The sequence below is a fragment of the Kineosporia sp. R_H_3 genome (assembly GCF_002198675.1).
GTDB lineage: Bacteria > Actinomycetota > Actinomycetes > Actinomycetales > Kineosporiaceae > R-H-3.
The window spans coordinates 25,327-50,920 of the sequence record NZ_MWLL01000089.1 but is presented as its reverse complement, the minus strand read 5'-3'; the positions used below and the strand labels follow the sequence as shown (position 1 = coordinate 50,920).

Here is a 25,594-nt window from a genome sequence, read left to right as displayed (position 1 = left end):
CTTGTTGGCCATGGACACCGTGGCCGTCTTCGGAGCGGCGGGGGCGCGCAGTCCAAGACCATCAAGGTGACGCTCAAGGACAGCGTCTTCTCCCCGACGAGCGTGAGCGCCCACGTCGGCGACACGATCGTGTGGACCAACGCCGGCCAGATGCCGCACACCGTGACGGCCGCCGACAAGTCCTTCGACCAGCAGCTCATGCCCGGCGCGACGTTCCGGCTCGTCCTGCGCAAGGAGGGCACGATCCCGTACGTCTGCACCTACCACCCCGGCATGAAGGGCACGCTCGTCGTCGGCCCGGCCCCGGCCGGGGTGACCCTGCCGCCCGCCGGCTCGGGCGGCACGGTCTCCGGCAACGGCGCCGCAGCCAAGCCGGCCGCGGCCGCACCGCCGCCCGCCGCCAAGACCGACGGGACGAAGACGTACGAGATCAAGGCCACCGAGATGGCGTTCACGCCGAAGATGCTCGACGCCCGTGTCGGCGACACCGTCAGCTGGGTCAACACCGGGACCATCCCGCACACCGTCACCGCCAAGGACGGGTCGTTCGACAAGACCCTCCAACCGGGGCAGCGCTTCAACTACGTGCTCCGCAAGGAGGGCACCGTCGACTACGTGTGCACGTTCCACCCGGGGATGGACGGCATGCTCATGGTCAAGGCCGCCGCGAAGAACGTGAAGCTGCCCGCGGCGGGCGCGGACGACTCCGCGGCCGGGCCGGCGGCACCGGCGGTGCACCGGCACGGCAGCAGCACGACCTACGAGGTGCAGGCCAAGGACGACGCGTTCAGCCCCGCGCTGCTCGACGTCCGTGCCGGCGACACCGTCGTCTGGGTGAACGTCGGTGCGACGCCGCACCGGGTCAAGGCCGCCGACGGCTCGTTCGACAGGACGCTCGCTCCCGGCAAGCGCTTCAGCCTGACCCTCGACCGCACCGGCACCGTGCGGTACGCCGACCCTGCGCACGAGGGCATGTTCGGCGCCCTCGTCGTCCGGGCGGCGCCCGTGTCGTCGACCTCGGCGTCCGGGCCGCTGGCAGGGCTGCCGCTGCGCACCACCGGAGCGGTCGCCGTCCTCGGCCTGCTCGGGCTGCTCGCCGGCGGCCGGGTGCTGCGGGGCCGGTACGACCTCGCCGACGACGGCCCGGACGGCGCGGACGGTCCGGAGGCGGGCCAGGACGCGGACCCGGACGACGGCCCCGACGGTCGGCTGCTCGGCGCGGACGCGGACCAGGACGCCGGGACCCTCGAGTCCGTCTGACGGCCGCTCGGTACGACGAAGGCCCCGTCCGGGCACGGACGGGGCCTTCGTCGTGGGCGCACCCGCTGGGACGTGTGTGCCGGCTGGGTGACCGGCGCGGGCGCTGGTGCTGCCCGTCGCGGGGACGACGGGTGGCGATCGGTGTCAGGCGGCCGCCGGGCGGCGCCGGCGTGACGCGGCGTCGAGGCTGCCACCGGCGAGGGCGACGACCCAGCCGACGACGACGACGTTCGCGAGGACGACGAACGGGGCGACGTGCGCGATGCCCCGGGCGTGGGCGCGCAGCGTCGCCCGCTTGGCGTGGCAGGGGCCGACGCACGTCGCGTCGTTGCGGCCCGGGGTCGCCGCGGCCGCGGCGGCCCCGGCCACGGTGGCCGTACCGTGGTGCATGTACGCCATCCGGTCCGCCTCGGAGGCCTGGAACTGGTAGTCCCTGGCCGCGTTGGCGACGAGCGCGCCGACGCCGACGACACTCGTCGCCGCGACCACGAGCGCGCCCGCGACGGCGAGGGTGCGCAGGGTCCGGATCGACGGGCCGACCCGGCGCCGGGCGGCGCGCAGGGCGAGCAGGACCGCACCGACCTGGAACGGCAGCAGGAGCGCGGAGATCTCCAGCCAGAGGGCGAACGGCCCCTGGGCCCGCTCGATCGAGCCGACCGCGCCCTGGAGCGACACGACGAGGAAGACGTCGGCGAGCGACACGAGCACGGAGAGCGCCGCGACCGTGCCCCACGGCACGGGGGCCCGCCCGCCGGCGGCGACGGGCGTTGCGACCTCGTCCCCGGCCTCGCTGGTCGCGGGGCCGGGGACGACGTCGAGCGACATCAGACGATCTCCCAGCCGAACATCATCGCGTGGTCCTCGTGCGCGAGGTTGTGGCAGTGCGCCACGTAGGGACCGGTGAAGTCCCGGAACCCGCGGTAGAGGATCACCGACTCGCTGGGGTCGAGGTTGACGAGGTCCTCACGGCTCAGGTCGTCCGGGTGACCGGCGTCCGCCTTCACCGAGACGTCCTTGCCGTTGCGCATGACGGTGCGGTGCTCCTCCATGTGGAGGTGGAACGGGTGCACCCAGCCGCCGCCGCCGTTGCGGATCTCCCAGAGGTTGAACGAGCCCTTGCGCTGCTGCGCGAGCGGGGTCCTGCCCGCCGGGTTCTTCAGGCTGGTGGTGATCTGGTTCGGCTCGAACGGCTGGCCGTTGACGAGCCACTCGGTCTCGCCGCCGGCGCCGCCGCGCTGCACCTCGAAGATCATCCGGTTGTCCATCAACGTCTTCCAGTTGCTCGGAAGCGGCGGGACCGGGCGCATCTTCGTCGGGATCTTGCTGTTGTCGACGACGGCCTCCTCGATGATGATCTTCACCACCGGGACCTTGTAGTTCGGGTCCGCGGAGAACCGGGTCGAGCTGTCCCACATCCGGCCGTCGCCCATCTTCATGACGTTCGTCAGGTAGATGACGTCGCCCGGGGTGGTCGGCGTGCCGTCCTGGTACTTCGTGAAGTCGACGATGAACTCGCGGCGCTTGGCGGGCCACAGCTCGAAGGAGTCGCGGACGATCGGCTTGGGCAGCAGGCCGCCGTCGGAGGCGATCTGGGTGAACTTCATGCACTGCTGGCCGTCCGTGATCCGGTACTGGCCCTGCAGCTCGTCGCCGGAGTAGCCGAGGTCCTTCGCGGCGACCGGGCCCTTCGTCGAGGTCATGAGCTTGAACTCGTAGATCCGCGCGACCGACGCGTCGAGGAAGCGCAGCCGGTACTTGCGACGCTTGACCCGCAGCACCGGGAAGGCCGTGCCGTTGACGGTGAAGANGATCGGCTTGGGCAGCAGGCCGCCGTCGGAGGCGATCTGGGTGAACTTCATGCACTGCTGGCCGTCCGGGATCCGGTACTGGCCCTGCAGTTCGTCATCCGCGTAGCCGAGGTCCCTGGCAGCGACCGGGCCCTTGGTGGAGGTCATGAGCTTGAACTCGTAGATCCGCGCGATCGAGCAGTCGAGGAAGCGCAGCCGGTACTTGCGGCGCTTGACCCGCAGCACTGGGTAGGCGGTGCCGTTGACGGTGAAGATGTCGCCGACGAAGCCGTGGTTGGGGAAGTGCTTGAAGAAGCTCTTGCCCCACCACTCCGGGTGCGTGCGGGGGTTGCCCGCGAGCGGGAACTCGCCCTGGGAGTCGTGGATGTCCTTGTGCGTCGTCACACCGTCGTCGAGGCGGACGTCGTAGAAGGCGAGCGGGATGTCGTACTTGACGTCGAACGAACCGTCGCCGTTGTCGGTGCGCACCCCGGGCAGCCGCAGCCCCTGCCGCTCGTCACCCCCGTCGTACATCCCCTTCGGCGAGCCGTAGTCCTTCGGGTCGTAGATCGGGAAGAGCCCCACCATGCCCTTGTAGACGTTGGCGCCGGTGTGGTCCATCCGGTGGTCGTGGAACCAGAAGAAGCTCTGCTTCTCCCGGTCGTCCCCACCGGCCGGCCAGTTCAGGTAGAGGTTGTCGACGTACAGCCCCGGTAGGTAGCCCTGGTACTTCGGCCCGCGCACCATGGAGTAGTGCGGGTTGCCGTCGCTCTCGGGTGCGGTGTGCGCGTTGTGCAGGTGGGTGAGGAACGACCAGTCCGGCGCCCCGAAGTNTTGTAGACGTTCGAGCCGGTGTGGTCCATCCGGTGGTCGTGGAACCAGAAGAAGCTCTGCTTCTCCCGGTCGTCGCCACCCGCCGGCCAGTTCAGGTACAGGTTGTCGCACCACTCACCGGGCCGGTAGCCCTGGTACTTGGGGCCGTACTTCATCGTGTAGTGCGGGTTGCCGTCGCTCTCGGGTGCGGTGTGCGCGTTGTGCAGGTGGGTGAGGAACGACCAGTCCGGCGCCCCGAAGTCCTGCCGGTCCAACCCCCACGGGTTCTCGTCGAGCCGGTTGCGGAACCGCACGAGCGCGGGGCGGCCGTACTCGTTGTTGATCATCGGCCCGGGGAAGGTGCCGTTGAAACCGTAGATCGTGCTCTGCGGCAGCGAGCGCACGGTGCCGGCGGCGTAGGTGGACCCGGTCGCGTCGAAGGAGACCGTGGGCCGCCCCTTGGAGTCGATCGGCAGCACCTTCGAGGTCGTGAACGAGTGCCCGCGCACGAGCAGGTCGATCTCGTAGACGAGCGGCTCGAGACCAGGCCTCGCCCCCGGGGTCTGGTCGCACCAGATCTGGTGCCGCTCGTCGGCGTCCGCGTTCGTCTGCTGGCCGGCGCCGGGCCCGGGAGGGTCGGGCCACGCCTTCCACTCCGAGGGCGGGACCGGGCGCATCGCCTTCGGGACCGGCAGCGGGTCGGAGAACGGGCTGAGGATCAGCGGGCTCGTCGGGAACGCCTCGACGTAGATGGCGTCCGAGAACGCCATCGCCGCCGCGCCGACGAGACCGCGGGCCGACATCTGCCCCTGGTTCGTCAGGTCCGGCACCGCGACGACACGTGCCGCGGCCACGCCGGCGGCGGCGGTGCCCGCGGCCCCGAGCCGTAACGCCGTCCGGCGGGACGGTCCCCTCCGCGGCCGTTCCGCCTCGGGCGCCGCGGGGGACTCTCCCGGCCGCGGTGCGGCCGTGACGCCGTCCGTCCGGATCTCGTTGTCGATGGTCACGGTGCTGCGCTCCTTCGCCCCTGGTCGGCCGCACGGGCCTCCCGCTTCGACGGGGCGAAACGCCCAGCAGGGCCGCCCCGGCGCCGTCCGCCGTCGCACCCGGCAGGACCAGCGAGGACGATCCTCGGCAGGAGACGGCGCCGCGGGCAGCCCCGGGTTGGGGGGACCCGGCTAAGTCCTGGCTAAGCCGGTTCGCCCTCCGCCCGGCGGGCGCCGGGGCGGCCGGCACCGGGCAGGAGCAGCGTGAACCGGGTCGGCTCGCGGGACGTCAGCTCGAGCCGGCCCCCCTCGGCCGCGACGAGCGAGCGCGCGAGCGCGAGCCCGATCCCGCTGCCGCCCGCGGTCGCCACCCCTCGTCGGAACAGCTCCGCGCTCGGCAGCCGCACCGTGTCGCCCTCGTCCGCGACGTCGACCGCGACCGCACCGTGCGCGTCCCGGACCGTGACCGTCACCGCCCCCCTGCCGTGCGTCAACGCGTTGTCCAGCAACGCGTCCAGCGCCTGCCGGACGGCGGCCTCGGCCGCGGCCGTACCGGCCGAACGCGCCGTGACGAGGACGTCGAGCGGGCGGCCGGCACGGGCGTAGGCGGCGGCCCAGCGCGACTGCGCCATCCGGCCGAGCGTCTCCGGAGCGAGCGGCCGGGCCTGCGGGTCGGCGGCCCCGGACCCGGCCGGCCGGCGCAGCGACACGAGGTCGTCGACGACGACGACGAGCCGGTCGGTCGCCTCCGAGACCGTGCCGAGCCCGGCCCGCAGCGCGTGGTCCGGCCCGGCCAGGGCCGCCTCGACGGCGAGGCGCAGCCCGGTGAGCGGCGTGCGCAGTTGGTGCGTCGCGTCGTCCGCGAAGCCCGCCTCCCGCTCGAGCAGACCGCCGAGCCGCTCCCCCGTCGCCGTGAGCGCGGCGGCGGCCTCGTCGAGCTCGGGGATGCCGGAGCGGCGGATGTCGACGGCGAAGACCCCCTCGGCGAGCGCCCGGGTCGCGGTCGTGAGGTCCTGGATCGGCGCCGACACCCGGGCCGAGAGCCGGCGGGCCACGAGGGCGGCGAGGCCGAGGACGAGCAGGCCGAGCGCGGCCAGCCCGAGGACCGACTGCACGGTCCGGGTCCGCACCGCCGTCGTGGGCTCCGCGGCCCGCACCATCGCGACGACGACCCCTCGCTCCTCGACGGGGATCTCGACGACGCGCGAACCGGCGGCGTCCGACTGCCGCGGCCACGTGTCGTCGACGGCGAGCACCGGCGTCGTGGCCGGTCCCTCCCCCGCGAGGCGCCGGCCGTCGGGGCCGTAGACCGCCAGGCGCACCCCGGCGCGGCGGCCCGACCCGTCGTCCGCGCCCGCCGCCCGCGCCGAGCCCGCGACGTCGGCAGGGTCCAGGGAACCGGCCAGGCGCAGCGCGGCCCGCTCGAGCCCGGCGTCGGAGTCGCGCAGGAGGACGAGGTGGATGACGACCGCGAGCGGCGCGGCGAAGAGCACGATCGCGACGAGCGTCGTCACGAGGGAGCTGACCACCAGCCGCCGCCGCACCGGGCCTCCTGGGCGCGGCCCCCTGATCCGGGGTGTTGACCGCGACGGCGCCGATCGTAGCCTTGGGGGCATGCCAGGGGCGCTGGTGGTGGAGGACGACGAGATCATCGGCCGGATCCTGGCCGCGGGACTCGAGGAGCAGGGGCACGAGGTCACGTGGTGCGTGACCGGTGCCCTGGCCCTGCGTGCCGCCGCGCAGGGGCCGGTCGGCGTCTGCATCGTCGACCTGGGTCTGCCGGACGCCGAGGGGCTCGACGTCGTCCGGAGCCTGCGCCGCAGCCACCCGCAGGCCGTGATCGTCGTCGCGACCGCCCGCGGCGAGGCGATCGACATCGTCGCGGGGCTCGACGCCGGTGCGGACGACTACCTCGTCAAGCCGTTCACGATGATGGAGGTGCTCGCCCGGCTGCGGGCGCACACCCGGCGGCTCTCGCCCCTGGCGCCGCCCGCCCCGCTCGTCGCCGGCGCGCTGACGGTCGACACCGACCGCCGCAGCGTGAGCGTCGGCGGGGTCGAGGCACCGGTGCGGCCCAAGGAGCTGGAGCTCGTCGCCCTGCTCGCACGGTCCGTCGGGCGGGCGGTCAGCCGGCAGGTCGTGCTCCGCGAGCTGTGGCCGGACCCGGGGCGCTCGGCGCAGAAGTCGCTCAACGTCACGCTGACGACGCTGCGGCAGAAGCTCCAGGAGGCGGCCGCGACGGCCGGCGTCGAGGCGCCGGTCATCACGACGCTGCACTCCTTCGGCTACCGCCTCGAGGCGGACGGCGTGGCGGGGGGCTGAGCGCCCGCGGGCGCCGCGACGCTCAGCGGGCGACGACGTCCTCGTGGTTGTGCACGGCGAGCCAGCGTCCGCCGACCCGGCGCCACACGCTCGTGTTCCGGACCGTCTCGTCCGGGTACCCGCCGTGGAAGCGGACGACGAGCGTGTGCCGCAGCAGCGCGACGTCGTCCCAGACGTCGACCACGGGGTCGCCGGCCTCGATGGCCCGTACCCCCGGCCCCTCCCCCGCCGCGGGGCGGGCCGCCCGCAGCGCGGCGAGCCCGCCGAGCCCCACGACGAGCGGGACGTGCTCGGAGTCCCAGATCGTCACGTCCGGGTGCAGGTGCGCGTCGGCCGCGACCGGGTCGCCGGCGAGGAACGCGCTGTAGACCGCGTTGATCGCCGTCCAGACCTCGGCGGCGTCCCCGGTGAGCGGCTCGGTCATGCGGGGGCTCCGATCGCGCGCAGGGCGGGCAGGACGTCGGTGCCGAGCACCCGGACGGCGGCGACCGGGTCCGGGCCGAGCGGCGGCCCGAAGGACAGGTGGTCGGCGCCCAGGGCGACGAGGCCGCGGCAGCGGTCGACGACGTCCTGCGCGGCACCGGCGATGCCGAGGGACAGCATCCGGTCGTCGACGAGCGCGGCGGCGTCCTCGCCGCGCTGGGCCAGCCGCGCCGCCGGCAGGAAGTCGCCGGGCGCGAGCCCGGCGGCGGCGAGCAGCGTCGGCGAGATCGACGGGCCGTAGTAGGCGAGCTTGTTCGCCAGCGCCGCGCGTCCGGCGGCGGCGTCCTGCGCCACCGAGACCCAGAAGCAGGCCGGCAGGTCGAAGGCCGCCCGGCTGCGGCCGGCCGCCGCGATGCCGTCCTCGACCTGGCGGCGGGCGGCGGCGAAGTGCTCCGGCGGGTAGAGCAGCGGCAGTGCGCCGTCCGCGCACTCCCCCGCCATGTGCAGCATCCGCGGGCCCATCGCCCCGACGTAGACCGGCACGGGGCGGCCGACGGCCATGCCGAGCGGCCGCTTCGTGGCGGCCCAGCCGGGCAGCCCGGCGGGGTCGACGTCCTCGTGCCCGAGGAGCTGGCGCAGGGCGTGGACCGCCTGCCGGGTCGTCCCGAGCGGGGCCGGCCGCTCGAGCCCCGCCCAGCCGAGGAACTCCTGCGACCCGGCGCCGAGCCCGAGGCTGAACCGGCCGCCGCTCAGCTCCTGCAGGGTCGCGGCCGCCATCGCGACCTCGACGACGTTCACCGAGTACGGGTTCATCACCGCGATCCCGAGCCCGAGCGTCGTGGTCCGCACCGCGAGCGCGCCGACCAGCACGGGGGCGCTGCGCAGGAACAGGTCGTTCGAGACCCACAGCTGGTCGAAGCCGAGGTCCTCGGCCGTGCGCGCGAGCAGCACGAGGTCGTCGGGGGCGACGTCGTTGTTGAGCCGCAGGGAGAACCTCATCCGGACGACGCCCCCGCGGCCGCGCCGCCGCCCGGCGCGACGAACGCCTCGGCCTCCACCTCGACGAGGAAGCCGTCACCGACGAGCCCGGCGACGTAGTAGGTGCTGTTCGCCGGTGGTGCGGCGCCGAAGACCTCCCCGTGGGCCCGGGTCGCGGCCTCCCAGTCGGCGTCCGGGGCGAGCAGGACGCGGGTGCGGACGACGTCCTCCCGGGTGCCGCCGAGCGCCTCGACCGCGCCGAGGACGACGCCGAGGCAGTGCCGCGCCTGGCCGTACGTGTCCCCGGGGAACAGGGCCGCACCGTCCGGCCCGTGCGCGGTCGTGCCGCTCACCGCGACGAGCGGGCCGCGGCGCACCGCCCGGCTGTAGCCGCCGACGTCCTGCCAGCCCGTGCCGTCGCGCAACCGTTGCGTCCCGGCACCTGTCGTGACCGGCCCGCTCATGCGTCGGCCCGGGCGGACGGCGCGGCCCGCACGAGACAGGCCACCTCGCGGCCGGCGACCGGCTCCGGGCGCGGGTCGGTCGTGCGGCAACGGTCTTCGGCGATCGGGCAGCGCGGGTGGAACCGGCAGCCGGACGGCGGGTCCGCCGGGTCCGGGACGTCACCCGGCAGGTCCGCGGGCAGCACGCCGCCGCCGTCCGGCCGCGGGATCGCCGCGACGAGGGCCTGCGTGTACGGGTGCTGCGGGCGGGACCAGACCTGCTCGGTGGTACCGACCTCGACGACCCGCCCCAGGTACATGACGGCGACCCGGTCGGCGACCTGCCGCACGACGGACAGGTCGTGCGAGATGAGCAGCAGCCCGATGCCGCCGTCGCGGACCAGCCCGGAGAGCAGGTTCGCGACCGTGGCCTGCGCGGAGGCGTCGAGCGCGCTGATCGGCTCGTCGGCGACGATGCACAGCGGGTCGGCGGCGAGGGTGCGCGCGATGGCGATCCGCTGCCGCTGGCCGCCGCTGAACTCGTGCGGATAGGCAGCGGTCGCGGACGCCGGCAGCCCGACCCGCTCGAGCAGGGCCGCGGCCCGGGTGCGGCCCTCGGCCCGGCTGCCGCCGCCGAGGGTCACGCCGTCGGCGACGAGGTCACCGACCGTGCGCCGGGGGTTGAGCGAGGAGTACGGGTCCTGGAACACCATCTGGAGCCGGCGCAGCCGGCCCGGGCGGGCGCCCCGGCCGATCGTCGTCACCGGCTCGCCGAGGAAACGGGCCGAGCCGGCGGCGAGCGGCTCGAGCCCGACGGCGGCCCGACCGAGCGAGGACTTGCCGCAGCCGGACTCCCCGACGAGCCCGACGACCTCGCCGGCGGCCACCGTGAGGTCGACGCCGTCGAGTACGGCCGCCGCGGCCAGCTCGAGCAGCACCGGTCCGTCGTCGCGCGTGGCGCCCGGGCCGGTCATGCGGGGGCCTCCTCGTCGGCCGGCGCGGCGCCGGTCCGGTGCAGCGGGTCCGGCGGGCAGGCGAGCAGGTGCCCGGCGGTGACCGGCAGCGGCTCGGGGCGGTCGGTGGCGCAGGCCGGGACGGCGAACGCGCACCGCGGGTGGAACGGGCAGCCGGCCGGCACCTCGCCGAGGGAGGGCGGGCTGCCCGGGATCGGCCGCAGCGCGACGCGGGCCGGGTCGTCGGCGGCCTCGGGGTGCGGCAGCGCGTCGAGCAGCCCCCGGGTGTACGGGTGCCGGGGCCGCGCGAGCACCTCGGCCCGCGGCCCGCTCTCGGCGAGCCGCCCGGCGTACATCACGGCGACCCGGTCGGCCACGGCGGACATCACCCCGAGGTCGTGGGTGATGACGAGGACGGCGAGCCCGCGCTCGCGGCGCAGCCGGTCGAGCAGCCGCAGGATCCCGGCCTGGACGGTCACGTCGAGCGCCGTCGTCGGCTCGTCGGCGAGCAGCAGCCGGGGCCGGGCGGCGAGCGCCACGGCGATGGCGATGCGCTGCCGCATGCCGCCGGAGAACTGCCCCGGGTACGCGCCGAGCGCCCGCTCCGGGTCGGGGATCCGGACCGTCGCGAGCAGGTCGACGGCCTCCGCCCTGGCCGCGCTCTTCGAGAGCCCGAGGTGGTGGCGCATGTGCTCGGTGACCTGGGTGCCGACCGGCAGGATCGGGTGCAGCGCCGTCGAGGGGTCCTGCGACACCATGGCGATCTGCCGGCCGCGCAGGTCGCGCAGCTGCCGGCGGGGCAGCGAGAGCAGCTCGCGGCCGTCGAAGCGGGCGGACCCGCTCGTCCGGGCGCCGTGCGGCAGCAGGCCGAGCAGCGTCATCGCGGTCATCGTCTTGCCGCTGCCGCTCTCCCCCGCGATGCCGACGATCTCGCCCTCGGCGACGTCGAAGGACAGCCCGTCGACGGCCGGCCGCAGGCCGCGCCGGGTCGGCAGGTCGACGCGCAGGTCCTCGACCCGCAGCAGCGGTTCCACGGCGCTCACTCCCGCAGCGCCCGGGCCGTGCGCGGGTCGAGCACGTCGCGCAGGGTGTCCCCGACGAAGTTGAACGCCAGGACGACCGTGAGGATCGCCAGGCCCGGGAACAGGCCGACCCACCAGCGGTCGAAGTTCTGCGACCCGGCGGCCACCATCGCGCCCCACTCCGGCGTCGGCGGCTGCGCGCCGAGCCCGAGGAACGACAGACCGGACAGCAGCAGGACGGCGTTGCCGATGTCGAGGGCCGACATGACGAGGACCGGGCCGGCGATGTTCGGCCGGACGTCGACGAACAGCGTCCGCAGCCCGGACGCGCCGAGCAGCCGGGAGGAGACGACGTACTGCGAGGTCCGGGCCGCGAGCACGAGGCTGCGCACGAGCCGGGCGTAGCCGGGCCACGACACGATGACGACGGCGATGACCGCGTTGCGCAGCTGCGGGCCGAGCGCGGCGGCGATGGCGAGCGCGAGGATGATCCCGGGGAACGCGAAGACGAGGTCGGCCAGCCGCATGGCCACGGAGTCGACCCAGCGCCCGAAGAACCCGGCGACCGCACCGACGACCGAGCCGATGAGCGTCGAGGCCGCGACGAGGACGAAGGCCAGCGGCAGCGAGATCCGGGCGCCGTGGAGCACCCGGGACAGCACGTCGCGGCCGAGCTCGTCGGTGCCGAACCAGTGCGCCCCCGACGGCGCCTGGAGGATCGCGGCGTCCTGCGCGAGCGGGTCGCTCGGGGCGACCCATGGCGCGACGGCGGCCAGGACGAGCCAGCCGGCGATGATCGTCACGCCGACGACGGCGAGCGGCGAGCGCCACGGGGCGCGGGCGACCCCGGTGACGCCGGTGACGTCCGGCGTCGTCCCTGCCGCGGCCTGCACGGAACCGGCGCTCACGACAGCCGGATCCGCGGGTCGATGACGCCGTAGAGCAGGTCGACGAGCAGGTTGATCGCGATGTAGACCGCGGCGACGACGACGCTCACACCCATGATCGCCGGCAGGTCGAGGTTCTTGGCGCTCGTGTAGGCGTACTGCCCCAGGCCCGGCCAGGAGTAGATCGTCTCGACGAGGACGGTGCCCGACAGCAGGCTGCCGAACGCGAGACCGGCCACCGTGATGATCGAGATGAGCGCCGGGCGAAGCACGTGCCGGACGACGACGACCCGCTCGGGCAGGCCCTTGGCCCGCGCGGCGCGGACGTAGTCGTTGCCGAGGATCTCGAGCATGGACGCCCGGGTGAAGCGCAGCAGCATCCCCACGGTGTAGGTGGCGAGGACGAGCCCGGGCAGGACCAGGTGCTCCAGCGCGGAACCCAGGACGCTCCACTGGCCGGCCAGGGCGGCGTCCACCGTGAACATCCCGGTGGTGCGCGGCGGCGGGGTGAGCGCCGGGCCGAGCCGGCCGCCCCCGGGGAGCCAGCCGAGCTTGTAGAAGAAGACGAAGAACGCGAGCAGGGCGATCCAGAACGTCGGCATGGAGACACCGGCGAGGCTCACCACGCGCAGCACCTGGTCCGGCCAGCGGTCCCGGAACACCGCAGCGACGACGCCGAGGGTCACCCCGACGACGAGCGAGAGCACGATGGCGAAGAGCGCGAGCTCGAACGTCGCGGGGATGTACTCGGCGAGGTCGGCCTTGACGGTGCGGTGGCTCTGCTGCGACTCCCCGAGGTCGCCGCGGACGAGCTTGCCGAGGTAGACCCCGTACTGGACCGGCAGCGGCTTGTCGAGGCCGTACTGCGCGCGGAAGGCGGCGACCGCGGCCGGGTCCTCGACCGCCCGGTTGCCGAGGTTCGCGGCCGCCGGGTCGCCCGGGACGAGCTGGGTCAGCACGAACGAGACGAGGGTGATCCCGATGCAGAGGACCACGCCCGCGGCCAGCCGCTTGGCGAGGAAACGCCACAGGTCCCGGCGGGACGCCCGCGTGCGCGGGCGTCCCACCGGGACCGGGAGGGCGCTGTCGGCAGAGCTCACTGTCGGTACGGGTCCTAACCGAGCTCGCTGAGCGTCGCGAGCCAGACCGCGTTCGACTGCACGTTCTTCACCGACGGGCCGGCGACGACGATCTGCGCCGGCTGCAGGAGCGGCATGAACGGGCTCGTCGTGTTGAGCTCGGTCTGGATCTGCTCGTAGAGCTTGACCCGCTCCACGTCGTCGACCGTCGTCGCGGCCTTCTCGCCGAGCGCCTCGAGCGCCGGGTTCGCGCCCTTGACGTAGCCGGCGCGCTTGCCGACGAGCTGGTCGGGGAGGAAGACGAGGTAGTCGCCCGGGTCCGGGTAGTCCGGGCCCCAGAACCACAGCCCCATCTGCTCCTTGCCGTCGCGGTACTCCGCGAGGGCGGTCTGCACCGACGAGCCCTTGAGGTTCACCGTGATGCCGACCTCCTTGAGGTTGGCCTGCACCCGGGCGGCGAGGTCGCCGAAGGCGATGCCGTTGGAGGCGAAGTCGCTCGGGTAGCCGATGTCGACCGTCGGGTTGCTGATGCCGGACCGCGCGAGCGCGGCCTTCGCCCGGGTGACGTCGCGCTTGACGCCGGACCCGGCCGGCAGGCTGCCGAGGAACATCGTCGGGATGACGCCGGCCGCCTGCGTCGAGCCGGTGCCGGCGAGCGTCACGAGCCCGTCGTAGTCGATCCCGTAGCGGACGGCCTCCTGGAAGTCCTTGTTCGCCGTCGTCGCGGAGATCTTGGGGTCGTCGTTCGTGAAGAGGAAGAAGACGTTCGGCGAGGCCCCGTTGACGACCTGCACGTCCTTCATGCCCTCGGCCTGGGTCGGCGAGAGGTCGAGCGCGATCTGGGACTCGCCCTTGGTGACGTTGAGCTTCTGGACGTTGGCGGCGACGTTGCGCAGCACGACCTTGGAGTAGGCCGGCTTGGTGCCCCAGTACTTCGCGTTCGCCTCGAGGACGACCTGCGTCGTCGTGCTGAAGCTCGTCAGGGTGTACGGCCCGCTGCCCTGGGACGCCGTGTTGAGCGCCGTCTCGGCCTTGTCGTTCTTGTCCGCGCCCTCGGCGTCCGTCCCGCCCGCGGCCTTGACGGCCTTGGAGTTGAGGATGCCGAGCGCCGGGTTCGGCACGATGAACGGGATCGACGGGTTCGGCTTCTCGCTCGTGAGCACGACCGTCGAGGCGTCCGGCGCCGTCACGGTGATGCCCGCCATGAGGAACGACGGGTTGCCCGCGATCGCCTTGACCCGGTTGAGGGAGAACACGACGTCGGCGGACGTGACCGGGGTGCCGTCGGAGAAGACCGCGTCGCTGCGGAGCTTGAACGTGTACGTCGTGCCGTCCGGGGACGCCGTGTAGGACTCGGCGAGGTCCGGCACCGGCTTCTTGACGTCGCCGCCCGTGAAGGTGAGGAGCGTCGAGTAGAGGGCGCGGTCGATGAGCAGGCCCGTCGTCTCGAACATCCGGCCCGGGTCGACGGTCTTGAGGTTGAAGGTCGTGTCGACGACGAGGGTCTGGTTCGCGGGCGCGGCGGCCGAGCCGGTACCGGAGGCCGGCGTGCCCGCCGAGCTCCCGCCCCCGCACGCGGCGAGCGCCATGAGCGCCACCAGCGACGCCGAGCCGACGACGAACGAGCGTTTGCGCATGCTGCCCTCACTTCCGAGGTGGTCGACGGGCCGTCCGCCCGCGCGGCGTCGCCAGTACAAACGATTACGCAGCCCGGCGACTGCGCAACGGTCGCAGCACCGCCACCGGCCGTCAAGCAAGATCCGCATCCGGGGACCGCTTGTATCCCAACCGCAACATCACCGTCTCCCCGCCGTCACCGGGGCGGCGGTGCCCCGCACGAGGCCCGCACGGTGAGGTGGGTGCCCACCCGGAACTCCCCCGGCCGGGTCGTCCCGGGCCGGGCACCGGTGATCCGCTCGAGCAGGAGCCGGGCGGCGAGCTCGCCCATCTCCGCGGGGTTGATGTCGACGACCGTGACCGCGGGGTGCCACCAGCGCATGATCTCGGCGTCCTCGTAGCAGACGACGCTGAGCCGGCCCGGCACGTCGACCCCCGCCTCGTGGAGCGCGGGGAGCACCCCGAACGCCGCCTCGTGGTTCGTCACGAGCAGCGCGGTCGGACGGCGCCGGGCCGGCAGCGCGAGCAGCCGTGCCACCGCGTCCCGCCCGTGGGCAGGGGTGAACGGGCCGGGCAGGACGAGCTCGGCGGCCTCGGCGACCCCGGCGTCCTGCAGGCCGAGCCGGTAGCCGGCGAGCCGCTCCCGGCCCGACGTCACGGTCTGCGGGCCGCACACGACGGCGATCCGCCGGTGCTCGAGGCCCGCGAGGTGCGCGGTGGCGTCCCGCGCACCGGTGAGGTCGTCGACGAGCACGCAGTCGCCCGCCGGCCGGTCGGGCCGCCGGGCCAGGTGCACGGCGGGCAGCGCGAGCCGGCGCAGCTCGTCGGTGGCCGGTGCGTCGGCCCCGACGACGACGACGCCCTCGGCGCTGTGGTCGGCGAGCATCCGCAGCGCCTCGAGCTCGTGCGCCGCGTCGCCCCCCGTGACGGACAGCACCATCTGGTAGCCCTGCTCCGCGAGGCGCTGCTGCACGACCTCGGCGATGACGTGGAAGCTCACGTTGACGAGGTTCGTCACGACGAGCCCGACGAACCGGGAGCGGGAGGTCCGCAGTGCCCGCGCGCTGGCGTTGGGCCGGTAGCCCAGCCGGTCCGCGGCCTCGCGCACCCGGCGCACGGTGTCCGCGCTCACCCGCGGAGAGCCGTTGAGCGCCCGGGAGGCGGTCGCCACCGACACCCCGCACTCGGCCGCGACGCCGCGCAGGTCGACGGCCACGGCTCTCCCTCCTCGCACGCTCCCGGCGACGATAGTTGCGCAAACGATTGTCCAGGTCGAGTCTTGGGGACCATGCAGCAGCTCGACGACCTCGCGGACCGGTTCTGGCGGTGGCGCGCCGTGCAGCAGCCGCGCGGCCGGGACGACATCCCCCGGCTCGACCGGCCGGCGGGCTGGCTGCCCGAGGTCGGCGCGGACGCCGTGGTGCGGCACCGGGCGGCCCGGGACGGCTTCGCCGCCGAGCTCGCGGATCTCGCCCCGGCGGTCGCCGGCGCCCAGGTCGCCGACCGGGTCGACCACCGCCTGCTGCGCTCGGCCGTGGCCCGGCTCACCTGGGAGCTCGACGTCCTCGAGGTGTGGGCGCAGCCGCGGTTCTACGTCGACCAGGCGATCGGCCCCGTCTTCGACACCCTGCTGCGCCCCGGCGTCGACGCGCCGCGCGCCGCCGAGGTGCTGCGACTCCTGCGGGCCGCACCCGGCACGCTCGCCACCGGCCTGGAGATGGTCGAGGGCCGCTGCGTCGCCCCGTTCACGCGCTCGGCCGTCGACGAGCTCGCCGACGTCGAGGCCCGGGTCGTCGCGAGCGCGCGGGCGCTCGTGGCCGCCGTCGCGGACCTGGCGCCGGACGTCGCCGACGACCTGCTCGCCGCCGCCGCGGACGCCGGGCGTGCGCTCGGCGCCTTCCGGGACGTCCTCGCGACGTGGCTGCCCGGGCTGCCGGACGCCGAGCCGGTCGGGCGTGAGCCCTACGCCTGGTTCCTGCGCGAGGTCGCCTGCGTGCCGTGGTCGCCGGAGCGGGTCCGGGACATCGGGCGCCTGGAGTACGACCGCGCGCGGGCCTTCGAGGTCGTCGCGCGCAACCGGGCCGCCGCCGTCCCGCTGCCGGACCTGCCCGCCGACGCCGCGGCGCAGGCCGCGGACGAGGCCCGCGGGATGGCGCAGGTCCGGGCCTTCTACGAGGACCAGGGCCTGCTCACGCAGCCGGACGCGCTGCGCGACTACCTCAACCTGCCGATGCCGGCGTACCTCGAGCCGCTGCGGTTCCTCGGCGTCACCGACGACCTCACCGGTCCCGACCGGCTCGACGAGGACGGCACCGCGTACGTCCCCGCACCGGGGCCGGACCTGCCGTACTTCTACGCCGCCAACGCGCGCGACCCCCGGCTCGGCATCGTCCACGAAGGGGTGCACTTCCAGCAGCTCGCCCTGTCCTGGGCGCACCCGCGACCGGTCCGGCGGCACTACTACGACTCCGGCTCCAACGAGGGCATCGCCTTCTACAACGAGGAGCTCATGCTCGCTGCGGGGCTGTTCGACGACGCCCCGCACTCCCGGGCGATCCTCGCGAACATGATGCGGCTGCGCGCCCTGCGGGTGGAGGTCGACGTCGCGCTCGCGCTCGGGGACCTCGACGTCGCCGGTGCCGCGGACGTGCTGGAGCGCCTCGTCCCGATGGACCGCGAGACCGCCGTCGAGGAGGCCTCGTTCTTCGCCGAGTGCCCCGGGCAGGCGATCACCTACCAGATCGGCAAGAGCCAGGTCCTCGCCCTCGTCGCCGACGCGGCCCGGGTCGAGGGCGACACCTTCGAGCTGCGGCGGCTGCACGACGCGCTGTGGCTCAACGGGAACGTGCCCGTCGCGCTGCTGCGCTGGGAGCTGCTCGGGCTCACCGACGAGCTCGCGGCGATCGGTACGGAGCCGTGACGACGACGCCGCGCGCCGACGTCCGCCCCCGCACGCTCGTCACCGGCTGCCACGTCTTCGACTCCGTGCACGACGGCGTCCTGCGCGACGCCGCGGTGCTCGTCGGCGACGACGGCCGCATCCTCGCGGTCGGGCCGGAGCAGGAGGTCCGGGCCGGGCAGGTCCGAGGTGGGGCCGGGGACGCCGTCCGCGAGATCGACCTCGGCGGCGCGCACGTCATGGCCGGGCTGCTCAACATGCACACCCACTTCTCGCTGTCGCTGCCCGGCGCCGCCGGCGACGAGATCATGGCGATGGGCCCGTACGCGCTCGCGCTGTACATGGCGGACGGCGCCCGGCGCACGCTGCTCAGCGGCGTCACGACGGTGCGCTGCGTCGCGGAGAAGGACCACTCCGAGCTCGACCTGCGGCGCGCGGTGGACGCCGGCCGGGTCCCGGGCCCGCGGATCTTCACCGCGGGCCGGGCGCTCGTGTGCACCGGCGGGCACGGGCACGACAGCCCGGACACCCTCGAGTGCGACGGGGCCGACGGCTTCACCCGCGGGGTCCGGCTCCAGGTGAAGGTCGGCGCGGACCTCGTCAAGGTGATGATCTCCGGCGGCATCGCCGGTGAGCACGAGCAGATCTCGACGCCGCAGCTGACCCGCGACGAGATGGCCGCGGTCATCGGGACGGCGCACGCCTGGGGCCGCAAGGTCACCGCGCACGCGGGCCCGGCGGAGGTCATCGCGGAGGCCGTGGAGCTGGGCCTGGACTGCGTCGAGCACGGCTACCAGCTGACCGCCGAGGTCGCGGCGGCGATGGCCGCCGCCGGCACGGCCCTCGTGCCGACGCTCGTCGTCACCCGGTGCGCGGCCTTCTTCGACTCCCTCGGGGTCCCGGCGTGGATGCAGCAGCGGTCGCTGGACGCCGGGCCGCGCCACGTCGAGAGCTACCGGATGGCGCTCGCGGCCGGCGTCACGGTGATGCTCGGCAGCGACATGCCGCCGTTCTGGCCGTTCGAGGGGACCTCCGCGACGGTCCGCGAGCTCGAGCACATGGCCGCGCTCGGCGCCGGCCACGGGCTCGACGCGCCCGCGGCGCTGCGGGCCGCGACCGTCGTCCCGGCGCGCTGGCTCGGCGCGGACGGCGACGTGGGCAGCGTGACCCCCGGCCGGTTCGCCGACCTCGTCGCGACGGACGGCGACCCCACCGCCGACGTCTCGGCGCTGCGCGGCATCCGCTGGGTCATGAAGGGCGGGACCGTCGTCCGCGACGACCGTGCCGGGTACGGCCACCCCGACCACGCGGCCTGACCGGCCCGGAGGAGAGCACCATGAGCGACGACGACGCCCCGGCCGCACCGGACGAGACCGTGCTCCACGACCTGCGGGTCACCGTCGAGCGGATCGACGGCCGACCGGTCTGCGGCCTCGCGGTCGGCGACCACTTCGACGTCGTGCGCAGCAACGAGGTCCGGCTCCCGGCCGGCAAGCACTTCTGCCTCTACGCCCTCGCGTCCGTGCTGCCGCTGCTGCCCGCCAAGCAGCGGTCGCTGCCGCCCGGGGACTGGCTCGAGCAGGACAGCCTCGTCGCCTGCCCGGACCCCGACGAGCGGCTCGTCATGCGCATCACCCGGACCGGCACGAGCCGGCTGCGGACCTCGGACCTCACGTGAGCGCACCGGCGACGGGCCCGCGGCGGGCGGTCCGGCAGGAGGTCGGGCTCGGCATCCAGTCGGACAAGCGCCCGGGCGACTACGCCCGGCTCGCCCGCGCCGCCGAGGAGGCGGGCTTCGACGTCCTGTCGGTCTACGCGGACCTGCTCTACCAGCCGCCGCTGCCCGCCCTGCTCGAGATGGCGCACGCGACGTCCCGGGTGCGGCTCGGTGCCGCCTGCTGGAACCCCTACACCATGCATCCCTACGAGATCGCCGGGCAGCTCGCGGCCCTCGACGCCGCGAGCTCCGGGCGCGCGTACCTGGGCCTGGCCCGTGGGACGTGGCTGGGGCAGGTCGGGATCGACCAGCCGGCCCCGGTCGGGCACCTGCGCGAGGCCGTGGGCGTCGTCCGGGCCCTGCTCACGGGTGACCCGGAGCCGTTCTCCGGCAAGCACTTCCGCCTCGCCGCCGGCACCCGGCTGCGCTACGACCTGCCCGCGCAGGTGCCGCCCGTGCTGCTCGGCACGTGGGGCCCGCGGACGGCGGCGCTCGCCGGTGAGGTCGCCGACGAGGTCAAGGTCGGGGGCAGCGCCAACCCCGCGATGGTCGACGTCATGCGCGGTTGGACCGGCGCCGGCGCGCTGCCCGCCGGGCGCAGCGCCGACGACGTCGGGGTCGTCGTCGGGGCCGTGACGGTCGTCGACACCGACGCGGCCGCGGCCCGGGCGAGGGCCCGCCGCGAGGTCGCGATGTACCTCGCCGTCGTCGCCGGCCTCGACCCGACGGCCGGCGTCCCGCAGGACCTGCTCGACCGGGTGCGCGCCGAGGTCGCCGCCGGCCGGGACGACGCGGCGGGCCGGCTCGTGCCGGACGACGTCCTCGACCTCTTCGCGTTCTCCGGCGACCCCGAGCACGTCGCCGCCCAGGCCCGGGCGGTGCTCGACGCCGGGGCCCGGCGCGTCGAGTTCGGCACCCCGCACGGGCTCACGGACGCCGGCGGGGTCGACCTGCTCGGCCGCGCGGTGCTGCCGCTGCTGCGCCGGTAGCGCCCCCGCGGCCGCCCCGCCTCAGCCGACCGCGGGGACCGCTGCGCGGACGACCTCGACGAGCGCGTCGACCCCGGCCCGCCCGGCGCGGTCGACGGGGACGACGAGCACGAGGTCGCGGGCGAGCGTCTCCACGGGTTCGGTGAGCCGCAGCCGGGCCCGCGGGGCGAGCCGGAGCATGAGGTCGGTGACCGGGGCGAGGCCGAGACCCTGCTCGACGAGCCGCAGCGAGCTCGCCGTGTCGTTGACCTCGTGCGAGACGTCGGGCTCGAGACCGGCCCGGCGGAACGCGGAGAGCACTGCCCGGCCCATCGCGGTCTCCCGCACCGGGAGGATCCAGGGCCGGCCGGCGAGGTCGGCGAGCGCGGCGCGCGCCGGCAGCCGGTCGGGGTCCGAGGCGGCGGAGGCCACCATGAACCGCTCGCGCCGCAGCAGGACGAGCTCGATGTCCTTGTCCCGCGGCAGCGGCCAGTCCGGGTAGTCGAGGCCGAAGGCGACGTCGACCTCGCGGTGCCGCACGGCCGCGGCGGCGGTGTTGACGTCGACCTCGCGGGTGCGGACCCGCAGGCCCGGGTGCTCGGCGGCGGCGACCCGCAGCAGCGGGACGAGGAGCGCGGCCGCCGTGCTCCCCCACGTGCCGAGCGTGACCGGCGCGGCCGGCCGACCCGACGCGACCGCGGCGGCCTGCCGGGCCCGCTCCTCCGCCCCGAGGACGGCGTCCGCATGGTCGACGAGGGCCCGCCCGACGTCGGTGAGGACGACGCCGCGCCCGACCCGCACGAGCACCGGGGCGCCGACGGCCCGCTCGAGGGCGTCCATCTGCTGCGAGAGCGCGCCCGAGGTGTAGCTGAGGGAGCGCGCGACGGCGGACAACGTGCCGAGCCGGTCGAGCTCGCGCAGGGCCGCGAGGTGGTTGAGGTTGAGCCGCACGCCGCGTCCTTCCCCGCCGGAGGCAATCTCTTAGGTTCTCTTAGACATAGCCTCGGGCAAGTCTCGCTTTTCCTCAACCTTCCGATCAGGCATGCTCGACCCCATGCCCTCGACGACCGACCTCGCCGCCTCCGCGGCCCGCGCCCTCGCCGCCTGCGGCGCCACCGTCCCCGCCGGGACCTCCCCCGTGACGTCCCCGATCACCGGCGGCGTCATCGCCACGGTCGGCCGGCCGGACGCCGCAGCGGTCGTCACGGCGATCGACGACGCGAGCGCCGCCTTCGTCACCTGGCGGACGACGCCCGCCCCGGTCCGCGGCGCGCTCGTCAAGCACTTCGGCCGCCTCCTCGAGGAGCACAAGGCCGACCTCGCCGAGCTCGTCACCCTCGAGGTCGGCAAGATCCGCTCCGAGGCCCTCGGCGAGATCCAGGAGATGATCGACGTCTGCGACTACGCCGTCGGGCTGTCGCGGAGCATGGCCGGCCGCACGCTCCCGTCGGAGCGCCCGGGGCACCGGCTCTTCGAGACCTGGCACCCGCGCGGCGTCGTCGCCGTCATCTCCGCCTTCAACTTCCCGGCCGCGGTCTGGGCCTGGAACACCGCGGTCGCGCTCGTCTGCGGCGACACCGTCGTGTGGAAGCCGTCGGAGACCACACCCCTCACCTCGCTCGCCTGCTCGGCGATCCTCGACCGGGCGATCGCCGAGACCGGCTCGCCGGACGGCGTCCACCGCCTCGTCCTCGCCGAGCGGGACGACGCCGCGGCGCTGCTCGACGACCCGCGCGTCGCCCTCGTCAGCGCCACCGGCTCGGAGCGGATGGGCCGCGAGATCGCGCCCCGGGTCGCCTCCCGGTTCGGCGAGACCCTGCTCGAGCTCGGCGGCAACAACGCGGCCGTCGTCGCGCCGTCCGCCGACCTCGACCTCGCCGTCCGCGGCATCACCTTCGCCGCCGCCGGCACCGCCGGGCAGCGCTGCACGACGATGCGGCGCCTCGTCGTCCACGAGTCGGTCGTCGAGGACCTGCTCGGCCGGCTCGTGCCGGTCTACGAGAAGCTGCGGATCGGCGACCCGACCGACGCCGACGTCCTCGTCGGGCCGCTCGTCAACCGGGCCGCCTTCGAGAAGATGCAGGCCGCGATCGCCGAGGCGGTCGCCGACGGCGGCACCCTGCTCGTCGGCGGCGACCGGCAGCCGGGCGACGACGGCGCCTACTACGTGCGGCCGGCGATCGTGCGGATGCCCGCGCAGACCGACGTCGTCCGCCGCGAGACCTTCGCGCCGCTGCTCTACGTCATGACGTACACGACCCTCGACGAGGCGATCGCGCTCCACAACGACGTCCCGCAGGGGCTCTCGTCGAGCATCTTCACCCTCGACCAGCGCGAGGCGGAGCTGTTCCTCTCCGCCGCCGGCTCGGACTGCGGCATCGCCAACGTCAACATCGGCACCTCGGGCGCCGAGATCGGCGGCGCGTTCGGCGGCGAGAAGACGACCGGCGGCGGCCGCGAGTCCGGCTCCGACGCCTGGCGCGCGTACATGCGCCGCGCGACGAACACGGTGAACTACTCCACCGAGCTCCCGCTCGCGCAGGGCGTGAGCTTCGGATGACCACCCCCCGGCCGGTCCCCGACCGGGCGGAGGTCGTCGTCGTCGGCGGCGGGGTGATGGGGGCGTCTATCGCCTTCCACCTCGCCGAGGCGGGCGTGACCGACGTCCTGCTGCTCGAACGCGACCAGCTCGCGGCCGGGTCGACCTCGCGGTGCGCGGGCGGTGTCCGGGCGCAGTTCTCCGACCCGGTGAACGTCGCCCTCGGCGCCCGCGGCCTCGACGCCTTCGAGCGGTTCGCCGTCCGGCCGGGCCAGGAGATCGACCTGCACCAGCCCGGCTACCTGTTCCTCGTGACCGACCCGGACGACGTCCCCGTCTTCACCGAGTCCGTCGCGCTGCAGAACCGGATGGGCGTCGCGTCGCAGGTGCTCACCGCGGAGCAGGCCGCCGCGCTCTCGCCCGGGGTCGTCACGGACGACGTGCTCATGGCGACGTTCCACCACCGCGACGGCTACTGCTCGCCGGAGTCCGTCGTCCTCGGCTACGCCACCGGCGCCCGGGGCCACGGCGCGACGGTGCGCACGGGCGTCGAGGTCACGGGCATCGAGGTCTCCGGCGGCGACGTCACGGGCGTGCGGACGACGGCAGGCACCGTCGCGACGTCGACCGTCGTCGTCGCCGCCGGCGCCTGGGCGCAGCCGCTCGCCGCGACCGCCGGCGTCCACCTGCCGGTCACCCCGCTGCGCCGTCAGATCCTCGTCACCGAACCCCTCGACGCGGCCACCGAGGCGCTGCTGCCGCCGACGATGCCGATGACGATCGACGCGACGTCGACGTTCTACCTGCACCGCGAGGGCCCGGCCGTGCTGCTCGGGATGTCCTACGCCGCAGAGGAACCCGGTGTGAAGCTGGGGTACAGCGAGGCCTGGCTGCCCGACCTCATGGACGCCGTCGAGCGCCGCTGCCCGACGCTCGGCGAGGTCGGGATGGCGCAGCACTGGGCCGGGCTCTACGAGGTGACGCCCGACCACAACGCGCTCATCGGCGAGGCGGCCGGGGTCTCGAGGGTGCTCTACGCCACCGGCTTCTCGGGGCACGGCTTCCTCCAGGGGCCCGCCGTCGGTGAGGTCGTGCGGGACCTCTACCTCGGCCGGGAGCCGGTCGTCGACGTGTCGTCGATGTCGGCCGAGCGGTTCGCCGTCGCGGGCGGCGGCCGGCCCGAGCGGAACATCGTCTGATGCGGCCGACCTGCTGATGCGTCAGACCTGCTGATGCGCGAGACCTGCGCGCCGGACCTCGACGAGGGCACCCGGCGGTCCCTCGACGTCCCGCCGGACCTGCTCGACCTGCCGCCCGACGAGATGCGCCGGCTCGGGCATCTCGTCGTCGACCTCGTCGTCGACCACCTCGCCGGGATGCGCGAGCGGCCCGCGCTGCTCGCCGGCGACCCCGCCACGTTGCGGGCCGGGCTCGGCGGCCCGCTGCCCCGGGATACCGGCCACCCGGCCGGCGGCCTCGCCGCGGGCCTGCGCACCCTCGCCGCGACCGCCGTCCCGCACCAGCAGCACGGCGACCACCCACGCTACTTCGCGCGCGTCCCCGGGCCGTCCTCGTTCGCGGGCGTGCTCGGCGAGTGGCTCGCGACCGGCACGCAGTCGATCGCGTCGAGCTGGGGCGGCGGGGCCGGCCCGACGACCGTCGAGCTCGTCGTCGTCGAGTGGTTGCGGGAGGCCCTCGGGCTCCCGCCGGGCACCGAGGGCGTGCTGCAGTCGGGCGGGTCGACGGCCAACGTCACCGCGCTGCTCGCCGCCCGGCACCGGACGAGCCGCGACGGGACGACGGGCGTCGTGTACCTGTCGGACCAGACGCACTCCTCGATCGCCCGCGGCCTGCTCTCGACCGGGTGGGCACCGGACGACGTCCGCGTCCTGCCGACCGGCGACCGGTACGCGCTCACCGCGGACGCCGTCCGGCGGGCCGTCCTCGCCGATCTCGCCGTCGGCCGCCGACCGGCCGTCGTCGTCGCGACCGCCGGCACGACGAACACCGGCCGCGTCGACGACCTCGACGGGCTCGCGGACCTGTGCGCCGAGCACGGCCTGTGGCTGCACGTCGACGGCGCCTACGGCGGCCCGGCCGCGGTCACGCCCCGCGGACGGCAGGTGCTCGCCGGGCTCGACCGGGCCGACAGCCTCGTCATCGACCCGCACAAGTGGCTCTTCCAGCCGTACGACCTCGCGTGCGTCCTCGTCCGGCGGCCCGGTGCGCTCGAGGCCGCGTTCGCGATGCACCCCGAGTACCTCGCCGACGTCCAGGGTGGCGGCCAGGGTGGCGGCCAGGGCGGCGACCAGGGCCGGGTCGACCTGCACAACCGCAGCCTCGAGCTGACCCGGCGCGGGCGGGCCTTCAAGCTGTGGCTGACGTTCCGCACGTACGGCGCCGACCGGGTCGCCGCCGCCGTCGACCGCGGCATCGGGCTCGCCGAGTACGCGCAGGCCCTCGTCGAGGCCGACCCGGCGCTCGAGGTCGTCACCGGCGCGAGCCTCGGTGTGGTCACGTTCGCCGCGCCGGCCCGGGACGACGACGCGCACCGCCGCGCGGCCGCGGCCCTCACGGCCTCCGGCTGGGCGGCCGTGAGCAGCACCGTCCTCGGCGGCCGCACCGTGCTGCGGCTGTGCACGATCAACCCGAGGACGACGACCGCGGACCTCGACGGGACGGTGGGCCGGCTGTCGGCGCTGCTCGCGGCGGACGACCGCGCCGCCCGGCCCTGATCGCCACCCGTCGTTCGGCCGGTACCGCCGTCGGTCGTTCAGGTCGTGCCACTGCAACCGGGACGCCCGGCCGGTCATGTGTCGGTTGAATGGTCCACGAGCCGGACGCCGTACCGGGGCGCCGGCTCACCACGGGGAAGGTCCGAGAGAACGTGCCGTTCAGTCT

Annotated in this window: 22 protein-coding genes; 9 read left to right on the top strand and 13 right to left on the bottom strand. The window is 74.9% G+C overall.

Annotated elements, in window-relative coordinates; translation table 11 throughout:
- Positions 1-1,260: cupredoxin domain-containing protein (locus ECOMGDLI_RS07445; RefSeq protein ID WP_143447563.1), on the top strand; the 1,260-nt coding region annotated here is incomplete at its 5' end.
- Positions 1,261-1,404: 144 nt separating this feature from the next.
- Here ECOMGDLI_RS07445 and ECOMGDLI_RS07440 read toward each other — a convergent pair.
- The 3 genes from ECOMGDLI_RS07440 to ECOMGDLI_RS07425 all read right to left on the bottom strand — a co-directional run bounded on the left by ECOMGDLI_RS07440 (position 1,405) and on the right by ECOMGDLI_RS07425 (position 6,390).
- Entirely contained in the window at positions 1,405-2,085 is a 681-nt protein-coding gene (locus tag ECOMGDLI_RS07440; RefSeq protein WP_088315634.1) for a hypothetical protein, read from the bottom strand.
- Positions 2,085-2,513 (bottom strand): multicopper oxidase domain-containing protein, encoded by a 429-nt coding sequence (locus ECOMGDLI_RS36725; protein WP_369812724.1) that lies wholly within the window; start codon positions 2,511-2,513, stop codon positions 2,085-2,087. The genes ECOMGDLI_RS07440 and ECOMGDLI_RS36725 overlap by 1 nt, the downstream gene beginning before the upstream one ends.
- Positions 2,514-5,049: 2,536 nt before the next feature.
- Positions 5,050-6,390, bottom strand: coding sequence for a HAMP domain-containing sensor histidine kinase (locus tag ECOMGDLI_RS07425; protein WP_088315629.1), 1,341 nt, complete (start codon positions 6,388-6,390; stop codon positions 5,050-5,052).
- 70 nt (positions 6,391-6,460) lie between these two features.
- On the opposite strand from ECOMGDLI_RS07425, the gene ECOMGDLI_RS07420 reads away from it, so the two are divergent.
- Complete coding sequence (locus ECOMGDLI_RS07420; RefSeq protein ID WP_088315627.1) at positions 6,461-7,168, top strand: response regulator transcription factor; 708 nt, start codon at positions 6,461-6,463, stop codon at positions 7,166-7,168.
- Between the two features lie 22 nt (positions 7,169-7,190).
- On the opposite strand, the gene ECOMGDLI_RS07415 is transcribed toward ECOMGDLI_RS07420, so the two are convergent.
- The 9 genes from ECOMGDLI_RS07415 to ECOMGDLI_RS33695 form a co-directional block, all read right to left on the bottom strand.
- A complete protein-coding gene (locus ECOMGDLI_RS07415; protein WP_088315625.1) occupies positions 7,191-7,592 on the bottom strand; it encodes a DUF4440 domain-containing protein in 402 nt (133 codons plus the stop codon).
- The gene (locus tag ECOMGDLI_RS07410; protein WP_088315623.1) at positions 7,589-8,590 is read right to left on the bottom strand and encodes an LLM class flavin-dependent oxidoreductase; all 1,002 of its coding nucleotides are present in this window, start codon (positions 8,588-8,590) and stop codon (positions 7,589-7,591) included. Before ECOMGDLI_RS07410 ends, ECOMGDLI_RS07415 begins: the two co-directional genes overlap by 4 nt.
- Positions 8,587-9,033 (bottom strand): Rid family hydrolase, encoded by a 447-nt coding sequence (locus ECOMGDLI_RS07405; RefSeq protein WP_088315621.1) that lies wholly within the window; start codon positions 9,031-9,033, stop codon positions 8,587-8,589. Before ECOMGDLI_RS07405 ends, ECOMGDLI_RS07410 begins: the two co-directional genes overlap by 4 nt.
- On the bottom strand, positions 9,030-9,986 hold the full coding sequence (locus ECOMGDLI_RS07400; RefSeq protein WP_088315619.1) for an ABC transporter ATP-binding protein: 957 nt from the start codon (positions 9,984-9,986) through the stop codon (positions 9,030-9,032). Before ECOMGDLI_RS07400 ends, ECOMGDLI_RS07405 begins: the two co-directional genes overlap by 4 nt.
- The gene (locus tag ECOMGDLI_RS35300) at positions 9,983-10,999 is read right to left on the bottom strand and encodes an ABC transporter ATP-binding protein (RefSeq protein WP_198954643.1); all 1,017 of its coding nucleotides are present in this window, start codon (positions 10,997-10,999) and stop codon (positions 9,983-9,985) included. Before ECOMGDLI_RS35300 ends, ECOMGDLI_RS07400 begins: the two co-directional genes overlap by 4 nt.
- A 5-nt stretch (positions 11,000-11,004) precedes the next feature.
- Positions 11,005-11,895 carry an ABC transporter permease gene (locus ECOMGDLI_RS35295; RefSeq protein WP_143447560.1) on the bottom strand — a complete coding sequence of 297 codons (891 nt, stop codon included), beginning with the start codon at positions 11,893-11,895 and terminating at the stop codon, positions 11,005-11,007.
- Positions 11,892-12,974, bottom strand: coding sequence for an ABC transporter permease (locus ECOMGDLI_RS07390; protein ID WP_198954642.1), 1,083 nt, complete (start codon positions 12,972-12,974; stop codon positions 11,892-11,894). Before ECOMGDLI_RS07390 ends, ECOMGDLI_RS35295 begins: the two co-directional genes overlap by 4 nt.
- Before the next feature lie 14 nt (positions 12,975-12,988).
- Positions 12,989-14,590, bottom strand: coding sequence for an ABC transporter substrate-binding protein (locus tag ECOMGDLI_RS07385; RefSeq protein WP_088315615.1), 1,602 nt, complete (start codon positions 14,588-14,590; stop codon positions 12,989-12,991).
- A gap of 176 nt (positions 14,591-14,766) precedes the next feature.
- Positions 14,767-15,786 carry a LacI family DNA-binding transcriptional regulator gene (locus ECOMGDLI_RS33695; RefSeq protein WP_158220926.1) on the bottom strand — a complete coding sequence of 340 codons (1,020 nt, stop codon included), beginning with the start codon at positions 15,784-15,786 and terminating at the stop codon, positions 14,767-14,769.
- Positions 15,787-15,858: 72 nt separating this feature from the next.
- On the opposite strand from ECOMGDLI_RS33695, the gene ECOMGDLI_RS07370 reads away from it, so the two are divergent.
- The 4 genes from ECOMGDLI_RS07370 to ECOMGDLI_RS07355 are packed head-to-tail and all read left to right on the top strand — an operon-like array spanning position 15,859 to position 20,175.
- Positions 15,859-17,490: a DUF885 family protein gene (locus ECOMGDLI_RS07370; protein ID WP_088315611.1), complete on the top strand. Its 1,632-nt coding sequence runs from the start codon at positions 15,859-15,861 to the stop codon at positions 17,488-17,490.
- A complete protein-coding gene (locus ECOMGDLI_RS07365) occupies positions 17,487-18,785 on the top strand; it encodes an amidohydrolase family protein (protein ID WP_088315609.1) in 1,299 nt (432 codons plus the stop codon). The genes ECOMGDLI_RS07370 and ECOMGDLI_RS07365 overlap by 4 nt, the downstream gene beginning before the upstream one ends.
- Before the next feature lie 20 nt (positions 18,786-18,805).
- Complete coding sequence (locus ECOMGDLI_RS07360; RefSeq protein WP_088315607.1) at positions 18,806-19,147, top strand: TIGR04076 family protein; 342 nt, start codon at positions 18,806-18,808, stop codon at positions 19,145-19,147.
- Complete coding sequence (locus tag ECOMGDLI_RS07355) at positions 19,144-20,175, top strand: LLM class flavin-dependent oxidoreductase (RefSeq protein WP_088315605.1); 1,032 nt, start codon at positions 19,144-19,146, stop codon at positions 20,173-20,175. Before ECOMGDLI_RS07360 ends, ECOMGDLI_RS07355 begins: the two co-directional genes overlap by 4 nt.
- Before the next feature lie 21 nt (positions 20,176-20,196).
- Here ECOMGDLI_RS07355 and ECOMGDLI_RS07350 read toward each other — a convergent pair whose 3' ends face one another.
- Complete coding sequence (locus ECOMGDLI_RS07350; RefSeq protein ID WP_088315603.1) at positions 20,197-21,105, bottom strand: LysR family transcriptional regulator; 909 nt, start codon at positions 21,103-21,105, stop codon at positions 20,197-20,199.
- 103 nt (positions 21,106-21,208) lie between these two features.
- Here ECOMGDLI_RS07350 and ECOMGDLI_RS07345 point away from each other — a divergent pair, with 103 nt between their 5' ends.
- From ECOMGDLI_RS07345 to ECOMGDLI_RS07335, 3 genes are read left to right on the top strand one after another with little or no spacing between them, the layout of a single operon-like run.
- Complete coding sequence (locus tag ECOMGDLI_RS07345) at positions 21,209-22,714, top strand: aldehyde dehydrogenase family protein (protein ID WP_088315642.1); 1,506 nt, start codon at positions 21,209-21,211, stop codon at positions 22,712-22,714.
- Complete coding sequence (locus tag ECOMGDLI_RS07340) at positions 22,711-23,892, top strand: FAD-binding oxidoreductase (protein WP_088315601.1); 1,182 nt, start codon at positions 22,711-22,713, stop codon at positions 23,890-23,892. The genes ECOMGDLI_RS07345 and ECOMGDLI_RS07340 overlap by 4 nt, the downstream gene beginning before the upstream one ends.
- A 33-nt stretch (positions 23,893-23,925) precedes the next feature.
- A complete protein-coding gene (locus ECOMGDLI_RS07335) occupies positions 23,926-25,428 on the top strand; it encodes an aminotransferase class I/II-fold pyridoxal phosphate-dependent enzyme (RefSeq protein ID WP_088315599.1) in 1,503 nt (500 codons plus the stop codon).
- Positions 25,429-25,594: the final 166 nt, after the last annotated feature.